At 60.8% G+C, this 16552-nt stretch carries 17 protein-coding genes; 10 read left to right on the top strand and 7 right to left on the bottom strand.

Going from position 1 to position 16552, the window contains the following annotated elements:
- Positions 1-89 precede the first annotated feature (89 nt).
- The 6 genes from rimM (at position 90) to AC244Q_RS21210 (ending at position 4434) form a co-directional block, all read left to right on the top strand.
- Entirely contained in the window at positions 90-659 is a 570-nt protein-coding gene (gene rimM / locus AC244Q_RS21185) for a ribosome maturation factor RimM (protein ID WP_113546786.1), read from the top strand.
- Positions 659-1390: a tRNA (guanosine(37)-N1)-methyltransferase TrmD gene (gene trmD / locus AC244Q_RS21190; protein ID WP_012759373.1), complete on the top strand. Its 732-nt coding sequence runs from the start codon at positions 659-661 to the stop codon at positions 1388-1390. Before rimM ends, trmD begins: the two co-directional genes overlap by 1 nt.
- 284 nt (positions 1391-1674) lie before the next feature.
- Positions 1675-2229 carry a 50S ribosomal protein L19 gene (rplS, locus tag AC244Q_RS21195; protein ID WP_012759374.1) on the top strand — a complete coding sequence of 185 codons (555 nt, stop codon included), beginning with the start codon at positions 1675-1677 and terminating at the stop codon, positions 2227-2229.
- Positions 2230-2373: 144 nt separating this feature from the next.
- Entirely contained in the window at positions 2374-3171 is a 798-nt protein-coding gene (locus AC244Q_RS21200; protein ID WP_011653909.1) for a basic amino acid ABC transporter substrate-binding protein, read from the top strand.
- Between the two features lie 16 nt (positions 3172-3187).
- Positions 3188-4000, top strand: coding sequence for an amino acid ABC transporter permease (locus AC244Q_RS21205; protein WP_012759375.1), 813 nt, complete (start codon positions 3188-3190; stop codon positions 3998-4000).
- A gap of 71 nt (positions 4001-4071) precedes the next feature.
- A complete protein-coding gene (locus AC244Q_RS21210) occupies positions 4072-4434 on the top strand; it encodes a hypothetical protein (protein ID WP_113546737.1) in 363 nt (120 codons plus the stop codon).
- A 159-nt stretch (positions 4435-4593) separates the two neighbouring features.
- Here AC244Q_RS21210 and AC244Q_RS21215 read toward each other — a convergent pair whose 3' ends face one another.
- Positions 4594-5043, bottom strand: coding sequence for a hypothetical protein (locus tag AC244Q_RS21215; RefSeq protein WP_162770426.1), 450 nt, complete (start codon positions 5041-5043; stop codon positions 4594-4596).
- 41 nt (positions 5044-5084) lie between these two features.
- On the opposite strand from AC244Q_RS21215, the gene leuC reads away from it, so the two are divergent.
- Together leuC and AC244Q_RS21225 are read left to right on the top strand one after the other, a co-directional pair.
- Positions 5085-6494 carry a 3-isopropylmalate dehydratase large subunit gene (leuC, locus tag AC244Q_RS21220; RefSeq protein ID WP_003543674.1) on the top strand — a complete coding sequence of 470 codons (1410 nt, stop codon included), beginning with the start codon at positions 5085-5087 and terminating at the stop codon, positions 6492-6494.
- Positions 6495-6915: 421 nt separating this feature from the next.
- Complete coding sequence (locus AC244Q_RS21225; protein ID WP_017995452.1) at positions 6916-7269, top strand: hypothetical protein; 354 nt, start codon at positions 6916-6918, stop codon at positions 7267-7269.
- A gap of 86 nt (positions 7270-7355) precedes the next feature.
- Here the strand turns inward: AC244Q_RS21225 and AC244Q_RS21230 are convergent, their stop codons facing one another.
- Entirely contained in the window at positions 7356-8186 is an 831-nt protein-coding gene (locus AC244Q_RS21230) for an aldo/keto reductase (protein ID WP_017995453.1), read from the bottom strand.
- A gap of 131 nt (positions 8187-8317) precedes the next feature.
- Positions 8318-8839, bottom strand: coding sequence for a L,D-transpeptidase family protein (locus tag AC244Q_RS21235; RefSeq protein ID WP_017995454.1), 522 nt, complete (start codon positions 8837-8839; stop codon positions 8318-8320).
- A 167-nt stretch (positions 8840-9006) separates the two neighbouring features.
- Between AC244Q_RS21235 and AC244Q_RS21240 the strand changes: the two genes are divergently transcribed.
- Both AC244Q_RS21240 and AC244Q_RS21245 read left to right on the top strand, forming a co-directional pair.
- Entirely contained in the window at positions 9007-9690 is a 684-nt protein-coding gene (locus tag AC244Q_RS21240; RefSeq protein WP_017995455.1) for a response regulator transcription factor, read from the top strand.
- Between the two features lie 114 nt (positions 9691-9804).
- Complete coding sequence (locus tag AC244Q_RS21245; RefSeq protein WP_017995456.1) at positions 9805-10260, top strand: cyclic nucleotide-binding domain-containing protein; 456 nt, start codon at positions 9805-9807, stop codon at positions 10258-10260.
- A gap of 49 nt (positions 10261-10309) precedes the next feature.
- Here AC244Q_RS21245 and AC244Q_RS21250 read toward each other — a convergent pair whose 3' ends face one another.
- The 4 genes from AC244Q_RS21250 to AC244Q_RS21265 all read right to left on the bottom strand — a co-directional run bounded on the left by AC244Q_RS21250 (position 10310) and on the right by AC244Q_RS21265 (position 16544).
- Entirely contained in the window at positions 10310-11113 is an 804-nt protein-coding gene (locus AC244Q_RS21250; RefSeq protein ID WP_026157502.1) for an exodeoxyribonuclease III, read from the bottom strand.
- 251 nt (positions 11114-11364) lie between these two features.
- Positions 11365-12033 (bottom strand): outer membrane lipoprotein carrier protein LolA, encoded by a 669-nt coding sequence (locus tag AC244Q_RS21255; protein ID WP_128406552.1) that lies wholly within the window; start codon positions 12031-12033, stop codon positions 11365-11367.
- A 139-nt stretch (positions 12034-12172) separates the two neighbouring features.
- Positions 12173-14866 carry an FtsK/SpoIIIE family DNA translocase gene (locus AC244Q_RS21260; RefSeq protein ID WP_017995458.1) on the bottom strand — a complete coding sequence of 898 codons (2694 nt, stop codon included), beginning with the start codon at positions 14864-14866 and terminating at the stop codon, positions 12173-12175.
- 250 nt (positions 14867-15116) lie between these two features.
- Entirely contained in the window at positions 15117-16544 is a 1428-nt protein-coding gene (locus tag AC244Q_RS21265; protein WP_128406551.1) for an ammonium transporter, read from the bottom strand.
- Positions 16545-16552 lie beyond the last annotated feature (8 nt).

The raw sequence follows: 16552 nt of genomic DNA on the forward strand, positions 1-16552 counted from the left end.
GGCATGGCGACATGCCGCCCGTTTTCGTTTCCAATCGCACGCACTTCGTTTATGAGAAACCTGTCTTTCGGCTTCACATGAAGGAACCCATGACCAAGCTTGAAAACCCCGTTCTGATGGCGACGATCGGTGGCGCGCAAGGCCTCCGGGGCGAGGTGCGCGCCAAGGCCTATACGGCCGATCCCGGCGCGCTTGGCGATTACGGCCATCTGCACAGCATGGATGGCCGCAGCTTCGAAATTCTCGAAATCCGCGAGATGAAGAATGTCGTCGTCGTCCGTTTCCGCGGCGTCAACGACCGCAATGCCGCCGAGGCTCTGAACGGGCTTGAACTCTATATCGAGCGGGACAACCTGCCGGACGAGGAGCTGGAGGACGACGAGTTCTACTATGCCGACCTCGAGGGGCTAGAGGCGCGCGACGATAAGGGTGTCAGCTATGGCACCGTCACCGGCGTCTTCGATTTCGGCGCCGGCGACCTGCTGGAACTCAAAGGTCCGGGCAAACGCCCGGTGCTGATCCCCTTCTCGGAAGCCTCGGTGCTGGAGATCGACCTCGAGGCCGGCACGCTACTGATCGATCCGCTGGCGGCGGGGCTGGTCGAAGATCCCGAAGAGCTTTCGAAATTCACTCCCGACAAGCCGAAAAAGAAGAAGTAATGGCTTTCCGGGCGAGCGTGCTGACACTTTATCCGGAAATGTTTCCGGGGCATCTGGGCTTCTCGCTGGCCGGCAAGGCGATGGAGCGGGGCAAATGGTCGCTGGACACGGTGCAGATCCGCGACTTCGCCACCGACAGACACCGCACCGTCGACGACACCCCGGCCGGCGGCGGCGCCGGCATGGTGCTGAAGGCCGACGTTCTTGCGCGTGCGATCGACAGCGCCTCAGAAAACGATACCCGCCCGCGGCTGCTGATGAGCCCGCGCGGCCGGCCGCTGACGCAGGAGCGTGTGCGCGAGCTCGCGGCGGGTGACGGCGTCATCATCGTCTGCGGCCGCTTCGAGGGCGTCGACCAGCGGGTGATCGAGGCGCGCGGACTGCAAGAGGTCTCGATCGGCGACTACGTCCTATCAGGCGGCGAGCCGGCGGCGCTGATCGTGCTCGATGCGATTATCCGCATCCTGCCCGGTGTCATGGGCAACGATCTTTCCGGCCTGCACGAAAGCTTCGAAGGCGGACTGCTGGAACATCCGCATTATACCCGGCCGCAGGAATGGGAAGGGCGGGAGATCCCCGCGATCCTCACCTCGGGCAACCACGGCGCCATCGAAAAATGGCGGCATCAGGAAGCGGTGCGGCTGACGCGGGAGCGGCGGCCGGATCTGCTGGAAAAGGCTGGCGCATCGGCCCCGAAATCGGGATCGAATATCGGAAAGCGCGATGCGTAGATTCAAATGCTACAGCGTCCTTTGTGCGTCTGAAAAGACGATCGGCGCTGTAAAGTGAGAAAAACGGCTGATTTTGCAGCCCTTTTCACAAAAATGCCGTCCAAGGGATGACAAGCCCTGGCCTTTCGTGTATTGGCGCACGCGGAAATGGGGTTTATCCCCGTCTGCCAGCAAACAAAGAATGGCGAATCCGCTCCCGCCCTGACGGGCAAAGTCCCGAGGCCAGTTCCGAAGGATCAGTGTCGAGCGCTCTGGCTGTTTCAGAAGAACCAAAGGTTAAGACGATGAACATCATTCAGCAGCTTGAGGCCGAACAGGCCGCCAAGATCGAAGCCAAGCGCACGCTCCCCGAATTTTCCCCGGGCGACACCGTCCGCGTCAACGTTAAGGTCACGGAAGGCACCCGTACCCGCGTTCAGGCCTATGAAGGCGTCTGCATCGCCCGCTCCGGCGGCGGCCTGCAGGAAAACTTCACGGTCCGCAAGATCTCCTACGGCGAAGGCGTCGAGCGCGTATTCCCGATCTACTCGCCGATGATCGAGAGCGTCGACGTCGTTCGCCGCGGTAAGGTCCGTCGCGCCAAGCTCTATTACCTGCGCGACCGTCGCGGCAAGTCTGCCCGTATTGTTGAAGACACCGGCGTCCGCGCCCGCAAGCTCAACGACGCCGAGCGCGCCGCCATTGCCGAGGAAAAGGCACGCATCGAAGCTGAAAAGGTTGCAGCAGCCCAGGCGCTCGCCGCCGAGAGGGCAGCAGCAGAAGCTGCGGAAGCCAAGGCCGCTGCTGAAAAGGCCGCCGCAGAAGCAGCCGCCGCTGCAGCGGAACCGGCAGCAGAATAAGATCTGCGCCACGCAAAATTCTTTGCTTGGAAAGGCGGCCTTCGGGTCGCCTTTTCTATTTTTTGCGCGGGCACGCAGTGGGCGGCCTTGCCTCGGGCCTATCTTCCGTGACAGTTTTTGCCGTTCAATTTGGGGAACCGTCCAATGTTGTTTCGTCGTACCGTTCTTGCGAGCTTCGCCGCCCTTGCTCTTCTACCCCTCGCCGCATCGGCGGCCGAGCTGCCCGATCTCGGCGGCAAGAGCGTCGTCGTCGTCACCGAGAATGCCTATCCGCCGCTGCAATTCGTCGATCCGAAATCCGGCAAGGCGATCGGCTGGGAATATGATGCGATGAACGAGATCGCCAAGCGGCTGAATTTCAAGGTCGAATACCAGAACACCAGCTGGGACGCGATGATCCAGGCAGTTTCCGACGGCCAGTACAACATCGGCATGACCGGCATCACCATCAAGGAAGACCGCAAGCAAAAGGTGGATTTCTCCGATCCCTATATGCGCTCGCAGCAGTTCATGCTGGTGCGTGGCGACGAGAAGCGCTTCACCGATGCCAAGTCCTTCGGCGAATTCAAGGACGGCCTGGTCGGCGCGCAGCCCGGCACCACGCCCTTCTACACCGCCGTTTATGAAGTGCTTGATGGCAACGAGCAGAACCCGCGTATCAAGCTCTTCGAAACCTTCGGCGCCACCGTCCAGGCCTTGAAGGCCGGCGATGTCGACGTCGTGCTGACCGACGGCACCGCCGGCAAGGGTTATGTCGATGCCTCGAACGGCGCCCTGAAGCTGATCGGCGAACCGCTCGGCACCGAAGATTTCGGCTTCATTTTCCCGAAAGGGTCCGACCTCGTCGCCCCTGTCAATGCCGCCATCGCCGCACTCAAGGCCGACGGCACGCTGGATGGGCTGAACAAGAAGTGGTTCCTCGACTACAAGATGGGCGAATGACGCCGAGCAGCCGCTGATGGCCTTGCGACCATCGCCCGACAGACACGTCAAGGACGACTATCCCTGGTGGCTGGTCGCCCTCGTCACGATCGGCATCGTCCTTGCCGTCGTCATCGTCGCCAACGATATATACGCCCAGGTCTTCCGCACCGTCGTCAACGGTGTCGGCGTCACCGTCTTCGTCACGCTGGTCGCCTTCGTGCTCGCCACCGTGCTCGGCCTCGGCATCTGCCTGCTCGGCATGGCCGACAGCCAGGTGCTGCGTCAGATTGCGCGATTCTACATCGAGATCATCCGCGGCATACCGATCCTCGTGCTGCTGTTCTACGTCGCCTTCGTCGGCGCGCCGGCTCTGGTCGCAGCCTATAATTTCCTGATTTCGCCGCTGGTGACATCCGGCATGGCCGAGCCCATCCTGGTGCGCGACCTGTCGCTGATGTGGCGAGCGATCATCGCGCTGACGGTCGGTTATTCCTCCTTCATCGCCGAAATCTTCCGGGCCGGTTTCCAGTCGGTCGATCTCGGCCAGATCGAGGCGGCCAAGGCGCTTGGCCTGTCGCGCTACCGGCGCTTTCGCTCCGTCGTCTTCCCGCAGGCGATCCGGGTGATCTTCCCGCCGCTCTCCAACGATTTCGTCTCGATGGTGAAGGACAGCTCGCTCGTCTCCGTGCTCGGCGTCGCCGACATCACCCAGATGGGCAAGGTCTATGCCGCCGGCTCTTTTCGCTTCTTCGAGACCTATTCGATCGTCACCTATATCTATCTGATCCTGACGATCGGCCTGTCGCTGGCGCTCCGGCGGACGGAGAAATGGATGAAGTCGCGGTGAATGCATCAACTTTTTACTTGCATTTCCCCAAGAGCAATTTTTAGGTTGCAAAAATCTTGGAGCATTTTTGAATGACAGCGCCCATCTCCCTTTTCTTGGCGGTCTTTGTTCTTATCAGCACGATATCATTTTCGACCAAGGCTGCCGAACTGCCCGTCTTCCAGGGTTACTGCGAAGAAGTATCGCAACATCCGATCAAGCCCGCCCAGCGTTTCCTTGCCTATATGCAATGCAATAATTTCGAAAATCGCTTCAAGGAGCAATTGCAGAAACATTGGTTCCTGGTCACCGACGATGACATGAAAATCTGTATGAAATACAAGGGAACCAAGAACGAAACGAAATCATATCAGCAGCTTATGGGCTGTCTTTCGCTGGCTGTCGGCGAAAAATGCTATTCGGGAAAGCTGACCTGTCGCGGAAAAACGCTATGAGAATATCACTCTTGGAATTTTCGGTCGCGTCGCTTCTTTTGGTACCCGTTGTTGCAACATCGAATTCTCTGCAAGCAGCAGAGTTGCCTGAATATGACGGCTCGTTCTGTGTCCGGCTAACCTCAAAGATGCTGAACGCCGATGAAAAGAATGTCGAGACTAACAAGTGCCTTCAGGATGAAGCTGACGCAAAGAAGAAGCTCGCTGAGCACTGGGCGATCGTCTCAGAAAAATCATTTGGCTACTGCCGTACCTTAGGCCCGGGATCTTATCGATCACTCCTACGCTGCTTGGCGGGCAATGTCGGCCATAGTTGCTTTCAAGACGAACTGAGCTGTAGCTGGAATTGAGCAGCGGCTTCACCCAAGGGATATTCGACCTTATAACCGCTTTTTGCTGACCCCATAGGGCTTTTGGCAGAACATTGCCCAGGCGGCGGAAAGTTGGTATATGCAGGCCATGGAATCCAAGTTCAGATGCATTGGTGCGCATATTTTCGTGCTGCAGGATCACTATCGCCTGCCGGCGCGGTTTTTTGCGTGTGTGTCTGGTGCGCTCAACAGCCGACTTCGTTGATCGAATGACGGCCGGCGGAGCCTGATCTGCCATTCTCGATTTTCCAAAAGCTTCAGAAAAACGGACTTAACGCCATGAGCGCACCGCGTACCCTCTACGACAAGATCTGGGACGATCATCTGGTCGACGAACAGCCGGACGGCACCTGTCTTCTCTACATCGACCGCCACTTGGTCCACGAAGTCACCTCGCCGCAGGCTTTCGAAGGCCTGCGCATGACCGGCCGCAAGGTTCGCGCGCCGGAAAAGACGCTCGCCGTCGTCGACCACAACGTTCCGACCTCGCCCGACCGCCATCTCGGCATCAAGAACGAGGAAAGCCGCATCCAGGTGGAAGCGCTGGCCACCAACGCCGCCGAATTCGGCGTCGAATATTATTCGGCAAGCGACAAGCGCCAGGGCATCGTCCACATCGTCGGTCCGGAACAGGGCTTCACCCTGCCTGGCATGACCATCGTCTGCGGCGACAGCCACACCTCGACGCATGGCGCCTTCGGGGCGCTGGCGCACGGCATCGGCACCTCCGAGGTCGAGCATGTGCTGGCGACCCAGACGCTGATCCAGAAGAAGGCCAAGAACATGCTGGTGCGGGTCGACGGCCTGCTTCCGCCGCACGTCACCGCCAAGGACATCATCCTTGCCATCATCGGCGAGATCGGCACGGCCGGCGGCACCGGCCACGTCATCGAATTTGCCGGTGAAGCGATCCGCGCGCTGTCGATGGAAGGCCGCATGACCGTCTGCAACATGACGATCGAGGGCGGCGCCCGCGCCGGCCTGATCGCCCCGGACGAAAAGACCTTCGAATACATCAAGGGCAAGCCGCGCGCGCCGAAGGGCGAGGCGCTGGAACAGGCGATCGCCTACTGGAAGACGCTGCAGACCGACGAGGGCGCTCATTACGACCGCGTCGTCGTCCTCGACGCCGCCAGCCTGCCGCCGATCGTTTCCTGGGGCTCCTCGCCCGAGGATGTCATCTCCGTCCAGGGCATCGTTCCGAACCCGGATGACATCCAGGATGAAACCAAGCGCACCTCCAAGTGGCGCGCGCTCGACTATATGGGCCTGAAGCCGGGCACGAAGATGACCGACATCACGCTTGACCGCGTCTTCATCGGCTCCTGCACCAACGGCCGCATCGAAGATCTGCGCGAAGTCGCCAAGGTCGTCGAAGGCAAGACGGTTGCCTCAACCGTCGACGCGATGATCGTGCCGGGTTCCGGCCTCGTCAAGGAACAGGCGGAAGCCGAAGGCCTCGACAAGATCTTCAAGGCCGCCGGTTTCGACTGGCGCGAACCGGGCTGCTCCATGTGCCTTGCGATGAACGACGACCGTCTGAAGCCGGGCGAACGCTGCGCTTCGACCTCAAACCGCAACTTCGAGGGCCGTCAGGGCTTCAAGGGCCGCACGCACCTCGTCTCGCCGGCAATGGCCGCTGCAGCCGCGATCGCCGGGCACTTCGTCGATATCCGCGAGTGGAACTGATCCGTCGAAACGGATAACAATCAAAAGCCCACCGATGCCCCTGCGCATCGGTGGGCTTCGCATTTATGGCACCCCGTGCCTTCGGCACCTGGTGGATAATGCTCCCATGGGCTCGTCAGTGAATGACCCGCGTTCTCGATTTCACCCGTTCGGGCAATCGACATCGGAGGGTGCCTGTGGCTTCATCGAGATGGCGCTTTCAGACGCATCTCGCGCGACTTTCGACAGACACGCTTTCGGGCGTCCATTGCCGGTTTCGGCGATCATTGGCCTGGCGGCGCTACAGCGCGCGCGTCTTTTCAGACGCGCAAAGGACGCTGTAACACTTTGGATTGCTGCATAATTTCATCCTTAAATCGATTCCGATTTGAGGAATCATGCAGGAGCAAAGTTCCGCGTTGTGTGATCTGGGAGAATAGCCATGAGACAGAAAATGGCAGGACGCCTGCCGCAAACCATCCTGGGCCTGTTCGTATCGCTGGCATCGATCGATGCCGCCGCGGCTGCGCCGATCCATCCGGCAGCACCGCCGATCACGGTCTCTTCCGGCTTGTGGCAACAGGTCGCGCAAAACAAGGCACCGTCTCTCAATGGCTATCGTGGCTATAGCAGCGCCCGGCCCGGCTATATCAAGAGCTCGAATGGCTATTGGTATCCCTCGCGCGCCTTCGCTTCGGACGATTATACCGGTTCGATCGGGCGTCCGCAGCGCCTGAACAATGCCTGCAACTTCGGTTTTACCCCGACCAACGGCTCGTCCAAATGTAACTATTGAAGCGGCAGGCCCGTCATACAAAGGCCGCCGCGGGTAATCTCTCCCGAGGCGGCCGTTGATTGCCTTGGCAATGATTGAGACGACGATCAGAAGGTCGCCGTTATCGGATCCGGTCCCATGCGGGCACCGGCGCTGTCGAGTTTGGCGATCGCGGCCATGTCGTCGGCATCGAGCTTGAAGTCGAACACCTGGAAGTTCTCCTCGATGCGCGACGGCGTCACCGATTTCGGGATGACGACGAGGCCGGTATCGATGTGCCAGCGAATGATCACCTGAGCCGGCGTCTTCTGATGTTTTTTGGCGATCTGACCGATATCGGCGTTCGAGATGAACTTACCTTGGCCGAGCGGGCTCCAGGATTCGGTGGCGATATTCAGCTTCTGATGAGCCTCCTGCGCCACCTTCTGCTGGAAATCGGGATGCAGCTCGATCTGGTTGATGACGGGAACGACGCCGGTCTCGCCGATGATACGCTCGAGATGTTCGGGATTGAAATTCGACACGCCGATCGAACGGGCACGACCCTCTTCCCGGATTCGGGCGAAAGCCTTCCAGGTCTCTGTATAGAGGCCGCGATGCGGCGACGGCCAGTGAATGAGGTAGAGGTCGACGTACTCGGAACCGAGCTTCTTCAGGCTGCCCTCGAATGCACGCAGCGTATTGTCATAACCTTGATCGGTATTCCTGAGTTTGGTGGTGACGAAGATGTCTTTGCGGTCGAGGCCGGAAGAGCGGATGCCTTCGCCGACACCCTCTTCGTTGTCGTAGCCGGAAGCCGTATCGATATGACGATAGCCGGCGGCGATCGCCGTGCGCACGGTGGGAGCGGCAATATCCTGCGGCGTCTGCCAGACGCCGAGGCCGACTTGCGGAATGGAATGTCCGTCATGGAAAGTGATGATGGGTTGAGCGGTCACAATATATCTCCGGGAGTTTGAAGAATTGGACGAGGCATGAATTGCGCCCGCGCTTGCGGACGTCCCTGAACGCATTTCAGCCGGAGCGTTCGGTCACCGACAGCATATAGGCGACCGCATCCGGAAGACAATCAGACGATGCGGACAATCGTTCCCTTTCGAAGGTGAGGCAGCAGGCGGCGCATGTCGCGCAGGCTCACCGCCACGCACCCCGCCGTCGGCTCGTAGTCTGGCCTGATGAGATGGAAGAAGATCGCCGAGCCGCGATTGCGCGCACGCGAGGAGATGTTCCAGTCCATCACCAGGCAGATATCGTAGAGCCCGTCGCTGCGCCGCATTTCCTCATGACTTGCGCAAAACGGCGCCCGGACGAGGCGGTTGTAGCTGGCACTGTCGGACTGATCGCACCAGAGCATGTCGGGGCGGATGCGGCGGATGGAAAGCGGAGTGACGAGCCGGCCATTCCGCTCACCGCGCCGGAAGCCTGATATCAGCCTCATCGAGGCGATCGGCGTGGCGCCGTCGCCCTCGCGTTTCATCACTGTGCGGCCGGAGCGGCCGATCGCAGCGGGCACGGTGATGGCGCCGAGCCGGACGATCGCCCGATTCTTGCGCCCCGGCGCAGCACGCACCACCATCGTCGACAGCGTCATACCCCGCCTCTGCCTTGCTTTTTCCATTTTTCTCGCATGTCGTGCCTTGTCTGGGGCTTCGATTGAAATCATATCGAAACCGACCCGGCAACAGCCCGCTGCCCGATCCTTGCCAAACCAGGAATTTGGCGTAGGACTAGGGGACTTAACATGAGGACGCAAACGGCATGACCGCACGCACCATTCTTCTGGTGGATGACGACGATGACCTTCGGCAGACGCTGACGGAGCAATTGTCGCTGTATGAGGAATTCACGGTTCTGCAGGAAGCCAACGCCGGCAAAGGTGTCGCGACCGCCCGCGCGACGCCGATCGATCTGCTGATCATGGATGTCGGCCTGCCCGATATGGACGGCCGCGAGGCAGTGAAGCTGCTGCGCAAGGGCGGTTTCAAGGCGCCGATCATCATGCTGACTGGCCACGATACCGATTCCGACACGATCCTCGGCCTCGAAGCCGGCGCCAACGACTATGTCACCAAGCCCTTCCGCTTCGCCGTGCTGCTCGCCCGCATCCGCGTGCAGCTGCGCCAGCATGAGCAGAGCGAGGACGCGACCTTTACCGTCGGCCCTTACCTCTTCAAGCCCAGCCAGAAGCTCCTGACCACCGATAACGGCCAGAAGATCCGACTGACGGAAAAGGAAGCGGCGATCATCCGCTATCTCTACCGCGCCGAACAGAAGGTCGTCACCCGCGACGTGCTGCTCGAAGAGGTCTGGGGCTATAATTCCGGCGTAACGACGCATACGCTGGAAACCCACGTTTATCGCCTGCGCCAGAAGATCGAGCGAGATCCCTCCAATGCCGAAATCCTCGTCACGGAAAACGGCGGCTACAAGATCATACCCTAGAGCAGTTCCGTTTTTCTCCGAATCACGGAAATGCCTATCTCTTTGTTTTCATGCAATTCCGAACGCAGACTGCGACGCACTTCTGCTGGAATTGCTCTAAGGCGAAAAGCCCGCATGGCGCTGACCGACGACATCCACATGCTCGCGCAGCTTCCTCTGTTCAAGGACATGAACGAGGATCAGCTGCGGTTGATCGCCTTTGGCGCCGACCGGCGCATGATCGCTGCCGGCCAGATGCTGTTTCGCCAGGGCTCACCCGCCGAGAGTGCCTATGTCATCCTCAGCGGCAGCCTGGAGCTGAGCGCGACGAGCAGCGACGGCATGCAGAGGACAGAGGGGATCGCCGGTCCCGGAACCCTGGTTTCCGAGCTGGCGCTGGTAACCCTGGTGGAGCGCAAGTTCACCGCGGTAGCGCGCGAGGACACCAGCATCATCCGCATCACCCGCGCCCTCTTCCACCGGCTGATCGAAGAATATCCGGACGCAGCCCGGCTGATCGAGAACCGCATCCGCGACAATCTCGCCGAACTCGCGGCAAAGGCCGCAAGTCAATTCTATCGCTTCAACTGACCCCAGTTAGAGCGCTTCTGCCCTTTACAAAAAGCTGGACCGAATCGCCCTAGAAATCGAAATGCGCCGTCACCGGTACGTGGTCGGAGGGCCGGTCCCAGCCGCGCGCCTCTTTCAGGATTTCGATTCGCTTGAGATGCGGCCCGAGATCCGACGACGACCAGATATGGTCGAGACGGCGGCCGCGGTCGGCGGCCTCCCAATCCTTGGCGCGGTAGCTCCACCAGGTGTAGAGTTTCTCGTTTTCAGGCACATGCTGACGCATGAGATCGAGCCAGGCGCCGCGCTTCATCACCTCGAGCAGCCCCTCGGTTTCGACAGGCGTATGGCTGACGATCTTCAGAAGCTGCTTGTGCGACCAGACGTCATGCTCCAGCGGCGCGATGTTGAGGTCACCGACGAGGATGGCTGAAGTGTTGGCCTCGCCATTGGCTTTCAGCAGCTTCATCTCTTCGATGAAATCGAGCTTGTGGCCGAATTTCGGATTGATCGTGCGATCCGGCTCGTCGCCGCCGGCCGGGACATAGAAATTATGCAGCCGAACCCGACGATTGCCGCGCTCGAAGATCGCCGAGATGTGACGCGCATCGCCGATGCCGCAATAATCCTGCCGGTGATCCTCGGTCAACGGAATGCGCGAGGCGATCGCCACGCCATGATAACCCTTCTGGCCATGGATGATGATGTGATTGTAGCCCAAAGCCCTGAGCGGTGCCGCCGGAAACAGGTCGTTCGTCACCTTGGTTTCCTGCAGGCAGAGAATATCGGGCCTGTGCTTGAGAACGAGCTGCTCGACGATCGGCATGCGCAGCCGCACCGAATTGATGTTCCAGGTGGTGATCGAAAAACCCATGCCCCATACCCTCTCGCGTCCAATGCCTGCATGCCGGCCGAACCGCAGCTCGACGCGACGCGCTTTCATGAAGGGCTTTAAAACAAAGGCGGACGCGAGGGAACCAGCCACGAGCATGATGCCGAAAAGTGTGAGCGGTTTTCGGACGACATCATGCTCAAATCGTTGATTGAGATCCGGATGTTTTCAAGCCAATCGGCCTGAAAACATCCGGATCTGGTAAAAGCGGCCGGCGATCAACCGAAAAGCTCTCAGTCGCGCGACTGCGGCGTGCCTGGAATGGTCTCATAGGGCACGCGGAAGACGCGATCCTCGAACTGCATGCCGGTTTTGACATTGAAGATCATCACCGAGGTGTCCTTGCCCTGATTGTCGGTGATCGTCCACTGACGCAAGTCGTAAGTCTTCGGGTCGAACATCATGGTAATGGTGGAGTTTCCAAACACCGTATTGTTGCCGAGCGCGATCGTCGTCAGGTCAGACTCTTCCTTCACGCCCTTCACCATGCCCGCCGACAGATCGATATGCTGCGCGAGGAGCAGGCTGAGCGGGGTCTTGGACAGCGGATAGAGATCCCAGGTTTTGAGCTTCATATTGCCGATGGCGACGTTCTTGCCGTCGGCGATCACCCGCATCGGCGACGGATCGTCATAGTTGAAGCGCAGCTTGCCGGGGCGCTGGATGAAGAACTTGCCGCCGGTCTGTTCGCCGCGCGGGCCGAACTGCACGAATTCGCCCTGCATCGTCGTGACGCCGGAAAAATGATCGGCGATCGCCTGCGCCGTGCCGGAGGCGGGAGCTGCCGCCTGCGCATAAGCACCAAGGGGAATGGCGCTCGCTATCGCAGCGACGGCAAGGGCGCCGAGAAGGTCGCGGCGCGTTACCGTCAGGCCGGAGAGGAAGGTATCGGAGTGACTCATCTAAATCTCCTTTATGCGATCTGCATGCTGCCGAAAGGCGGCGTCTTCAAGGCGTTGCGATCGGCCTGCGAGAGGTAACGGCTTCGGCGCTATCAGGTTTCCGCAAAAGCGGCTGTATTGGAAATATATGCCTGTTCTGTCAGCGGTCGAGGATGTCGCCTTCTGTGGGAACGAGGATCTCGCGTTTGCCGGCATGGTTGGCCGGTCCTATGATGCCCTCCTTCTCCATGCGCTCGACGAGCGAGGCAGCGCGGTTGTAGCCGATGCCGAGGCGGCGCTGGACGTAGGATGTCGATGCCTTGCCGTCGCGCAGCACGATGGCGACCGCCTGGTCGTAGGGATCTTCCGATTCGGAAAGATTGGACGTGCCGGCCGGGCCGCCGCCGCCGCCGTAATCGCCATCCTCGTCATCATCGGCGGTGATCGCGTCGAGATATTGCGGCGAGCCCTGGGTCTTCAGGTAGGAGACGATCTCTTCCACCTCGACATCCGAAACGAACGGGCCGTGCACGCGCTGGATACGCCCGCCGCCCGCCATGTAGAGCATGTCACCCATGCCCAGCAGCTGCTCGGCGCCCTGTTCGCCAAGGATGGTGCGGCTGTCGATCTTCGAGGTCACCTGGAAGGAGATGCGGGTCGGGAAGTTCGCCTTGATCGTGCCGGTGATGACGTCGACCGACGGACGCTGTGTCGCCATGATCACATGTATGCCGGCGGCACGGGCCATCTGCGCCAAACGCTGGACGGCGCCTTCGATATCCTTGCCGGCGACCATCATCAGGTCGGCCATCTCGTCGATGATCACGACGATATAGGGCATCGGCCGCAGATCGAATTCTTCGGTCTCGTACATCGCTTCGCCGGTGTGGCGGTCGAATCCGGTCTGCACCGTACGCGAGATCGCCTCGCCCTTCGACAGCGCCTGCTCGACGCGGGTGTTGAAGCCGTCGATGTTGCGCACGCCGATCTTCGACATCTTCTTGTAGCGCTCTTCCATCTCGCGCACGGTCCATTTGAGCGCGACGACGGCCTTCTTCGGATCGGTGACGACGGGCGAAAGCAGGTGCGGGATGCCGTCATAGACGGAGAGTTCGAGCATCTTCGGATCGATCATGATCAGCCGGCACTGTTCCGGCGTCATGCGGTAGAGCAGCGACAGGATCATCGTGTTGATCGCGACCGACTTGCCGGAGCCGGTGGTGCCGGCGACGAGCAGATGCGGCATCTTGGCGAGGTCGGCGATGACGGCTTCGCCGCCGATCGTCTTGCCGAGCGCCATGGCGAGCTTCGCCTTGCTGCCCTCGAAATCCCTCGAGGCGATGAGTTCACGCAGATAGACGGTCTCGCGCGTCTGGTTCGGTAATTCGATGCCGATCGCGTTGCGGCCGGGCACGACGGCGACGCGGGCGGCAATGGCGCTCATCGAGCGGGCGATATCGTCGGCAAGGCCGATGACGCGCGACGACTTGATCCCGGGTGCCGGCTCCAGTTCGTAGAGCGTGACGACCGGGCCGGGGCGGACATGGATGATCTCGCCCTTGACGCCGAAATCTTCGAGCACGCCTTCGAGCATGCGGGCGTTCTGCTCCAGCGCATCGGCCGAAAGCGTGGAGTCGCGCACGACATTCTTTGGTTCGGCGAGCAGATGCATCGACGGAAGCTGGAAACCCTCGGGACGGATGAACGAGCCTTGCGCCTCCCGCTCGATGCGGGCGCTGGGCTTCGGACGTGCGACCACGGGGATGACGCGCGGTTCCGGCTTGCCGGCGGCCTTTGCCGGCGCGCGGATCATCCAGTCCTCGTCATCGTCGTCGGGCAGGATATCGGCCGGACGCGGCGGCATATCGGTATCGAAGGGCAGGTCGTCGTCATTATCGTCGTCGTCATCGATGGACAGCGACGGCGCGGAAACGACGCGCCGCGGCGAAGCCGTCCTTGCTCCCATCGATGGCTCCATCGACGGTTCCATGCGCTCGCCGCGAGCGGTCGGCGCCTTGGCGCGCACGGGTTCGTTCAGCGTGCCGAACTCGTCATCGTTGAAATCATAAGGGGATTCGTAATCGCCCTGGCGCCGCTTGCGCGGCCCCATGCCGAAGAGCCGGCGCAGTCGGCCCTGGCTCATATACCAGGCATGCGTCACGGCACCGCTGAGAGCGACCCAGCGGGATTCGTCCTCCTCCTCGTCCTCGTCTCCGACGACGCGGGCCTTGCTACTGCGCGTATCGACGTACTCCTCCTCGACCTCCTCGTCGGCGTCGCTGCGGCCGACCAGGCCGGAGGCAAAGAGCATCATCCAGGCGGTCGGCGCGGCAAAGATGCAGCCGACGACCATGGCGAAGGTGCCTGTGGGATAAGCGCCGACGAAGAGTGCGGGAAAACGCAGGATCATGTCGCCGACGACGCCGCCGATGCCGTTCGGAATCGGCCAGGTGAGCGGCGGCGGAAAGCAGCCGATGATGGCGCAGGAAAGCACCGAACCGGCCAACCAGGCGCCGCCACGGGCCGGAATACGGCTGAAGCGGCGACCCGAGATCAGCGTCAGCGCCCAGGCGACGATCGGCAGCATCGAAACGACGCTGGCAAGCCCGAGGAACTGCATGACGATATCGGCAAAGGCAGCCCCGCTGTAACCGAGAATATTCGTCGGCAGGTTGGCGGTCGCATAGGAATAGCTCGGATCCGCAACATTCCATGTCGCCAGCGCCGCGACGCAGAACGCCAGCAGCAGAAAGATCGCAAAGCCGATGAGCGCCTGGATCTGCCGCAGCATGAATGCCGAGAAGGAGAACCGATCCGGACGGCCATCCATTGCCGGCGACGTGCTTCTTGCCATGTGTCTAACCCGTCCAATGCCTGAGGACACGCGAATCGCTGAAGCTTCGCCGTGCCAAAATGCGTCCACTCTACCTAATCAGAGCCGGGTTAAAGCGATGTTAACCATGCATGGCTGGACGACAATTCCAGACCGGGAAATGAAAAAAGCCCGAACCTTGGAAGGTCCGGGCCAAATGCGGTCTATGGTTAGATAGGCCGCGACGGGCCGTGAAGCGGCGCCCTTCTGCCGGGCGCCGCAAACCCTGTGATCAGGAAGAGTGGTAAGCGGCTTCGCCGTGGGTCGAGAGGTCGAGACCTTCGCGCTCGGCTTCGACGGTGACACGCAGGCCGATGACGACGTCGACGATCTTGTAGAGGATCGCCGAGCCGATACCCGACCACAGCAACGTCGTCAGCACGCCCTTGGCCTGAGCCCAGACCTGGGTTGCCGTGCCGGCATAGGAGGCTGCGAAATCGGCGGTCGAATAATCGACGATGCCTGCACCGCCGAGCGCCGGGTTGACGAGGATACCGGTGCCGAGAGCGCCGATGATGCCGCCGACGCAATGGACGCCAAAGACATCAAGGCTGTCGTCGTAGTTGAACTTGTTCTTCACGACGTCAACGAAGAAGTAGCAGACCGGCGAGACGATGAGGCCGAGAACGATCGAGCCCATCGGGCCGGCAAAGCCTGCCGCCGGGGTAATGGCGACGAGACCGGCAACCGCGCCGGAAGCGCCACCCAGCATGGAAGCCTTGCCGCGGGTGAGGGTTTCGACGATGCACCAGGACACAGCGGCGGCAGCCGTGGCGACGAAGGTGTTGATGAAGGCAAGCGAGGCGTAGGAATTGGCTTCGAGGTTGGAGCCGGCATTGAAGCCGAACCAACCGACCCAGAGCAGCGAGGCGCCGACCATGGTCAGCGTCATCGAGTGCGGAGCCATGATTTCCTTCTTATAGCCCGTGCGCTTGCCGAGCATGATGGCGCCGACGAGGCCCGCAATACCGGCATTGATGTGAACGACCGTGCCGCCGGCGAAGTCGATTGCGCCATAGGAGAAGATCAGTCCGGCCGGCGAGGTGTAGGAGCTCGGACCGCCCCAGAACCAGACCATGTGTGCCATCGGGAAGTAGATGAAGGTGACCCAGAGCACGACGAAGAGCATGACGGCCGAGAATTTGATGCGTTCGGCGAATGCGCCGACGATCAGGCCGGGGGTGATGCAGGCAAACGTCATCTGGAATACGATGAAGGTGTATTCCGGAATGGCGACGCCCTTCGAGAAGGTCTCGGCGAGCGACGACGTGTTGACGCCGGCGAGGAAGGCCTTGGAGAAGCCGCCGACGAAGCTGTTCAGCGAGCCGCCGTCGGTGAAGGCGAGCGAATAGCCGTAAGTCACCCAGATCAGCGCCACGACGGCGGTGATCATGAAGACCTGCATCAGCACCGAGAGCATGTTCTTGGCGCGCACGAGACCGCCGTAGAAAAGCGCAAGGCCGGGGATGGTCATCAAAAGGACGAGCGCCGAGGAGACGAGCATCCAGGCATTGTCACCCTTGTCCATGGTGAAAGCAGGAGCAGCAGCGGTGGCAGCAGCTGGTGCAGCCTCCTGCGCAAAAGCAACGGCCGGCGCCAGAAGGGCGGCCGAAGCTGCGCAAAGCCGCGCAAAGGTGGAAGAAAACTTCGAAATTGACATTGGAAAAA

This window comes from Rhizobium sp. CB2179, from assembly GCF_057653455.1.

Excerpts from the sequence above, each read along its gene's own strand:
- AC244Q_RS21240 (WP_017995455.1), top strand. The coding sequence starts at position 9,007 with ATGACCGCACGCACCATTCTTCTGGTGGATGACGACGATGACCTTCGG.
- AC244Q_RS21210 (WP_113546737.1), top strand. The coding sequence starts at position 4,072 with ATGACAGCGCCCATCTCCCTTTTCTTGGCGGTCTTTGTTCTTATCAGC.
- AC244Q_RS21255 (WP_128406552.1), bottom strand. The coding sequence starts at position 12,033 with ATGAGTCACTCCGATACCTTCCTCTCCGGCCTGACGGTAACGCGCCGC.
- AC244Q_RS21260 (WP_017995458.1), bottom strand. The coding sequence starts at position 14,866 with ATGGCAAGAAGCACGTCGCCGGCAATGGATGGCCGTCCGGATCGGTTC.
- AC244Q_RS21225 (WP_017995452.1), top strand. The coding sequence starts at position 6,916 with ATGAGACAGAAAATGGCAGGACGCCTGCCGCAAACCATCCTGGGCCTG.
- AC244Q_RS21200 (WP_011653909.1), top strand. The coding sequence starts at position 2,374 with ATGTTGTTTCGTCGTACCGTTCTTGCGAGCTTCGCCGCCCTTGCTCTT.
- rimM (WP_113546786.1), top strand. The coding sequence starts at position 90 with ATGACCAAGCTTGAAAACCCCGTTCTGATGGCGACGATCGGTGGCGCG.
- trmD (WP_012759373.1), top strand. The coding sequence starts at position 659 with ATGGCTTTCCGGGCGAGCGTGCTGACACTTTATCCGGAAATGTTTCCG.
- AC244Q_RS21245 (WP_017995456.1), top strand. The coding sequence starts at position 9,805 with ATGGCGCTGACCGACGACATCCACATGCTCGCGCAGCTTCCTCTGTTC.
- leuC (WP_003543674.1), top strand. The coding sequence starts at position 5,085 with ATGAGCGCACCGCGTACCCTCTACGACAAGATCTGGGACGATCATCTG.
- AC244Q_RS21250 (WP_026157502.1), bottom strand. The coding sequence starts at position 11,113 with ATGGGTTTTTCGATCACCACCTGGAACATCAATTCGGTGCGGCTGCGC.
- AC244Q_RS21205 (WP_012759375.1), top strand. The coding sequence starts at position 3,188 with ATGGCCTTGCGACCATCGCCCGACAGACACGTCAAGGACGACTATCCC.
- AC244Q_RS21215 (WP_162770426.1), bottom strand. The coding sequence starts at position 5,043 with ATGGCAGATCAGGCTCCGCCGGCCGTCATTCGATCAACGAAGTCGGCT.
- rplS (WP_012759374.1), top strand. The coding sequence starts at position 1,675 with ATGAACATCATTCAGCAGCTTGAGGCCGAACAGGCCGCCAAGATCGAA.
- AC244Q_RS21235 (WP_017995454.1), bottom strand. The coding sequence starts at position 8,839 with ATGACGCTGTCGACGATGGTGGTGCGTGCTGCGCCGGGGCGCAAGAAT.
- AC244Q_RS21265 (WP_128406551.1), bottom strand. The coding sequence starts at position 16,544 with ATGTCAATTTCGAAGTTTTCTTCCACCTTTGCGCGGCTTTGCGCAGCT.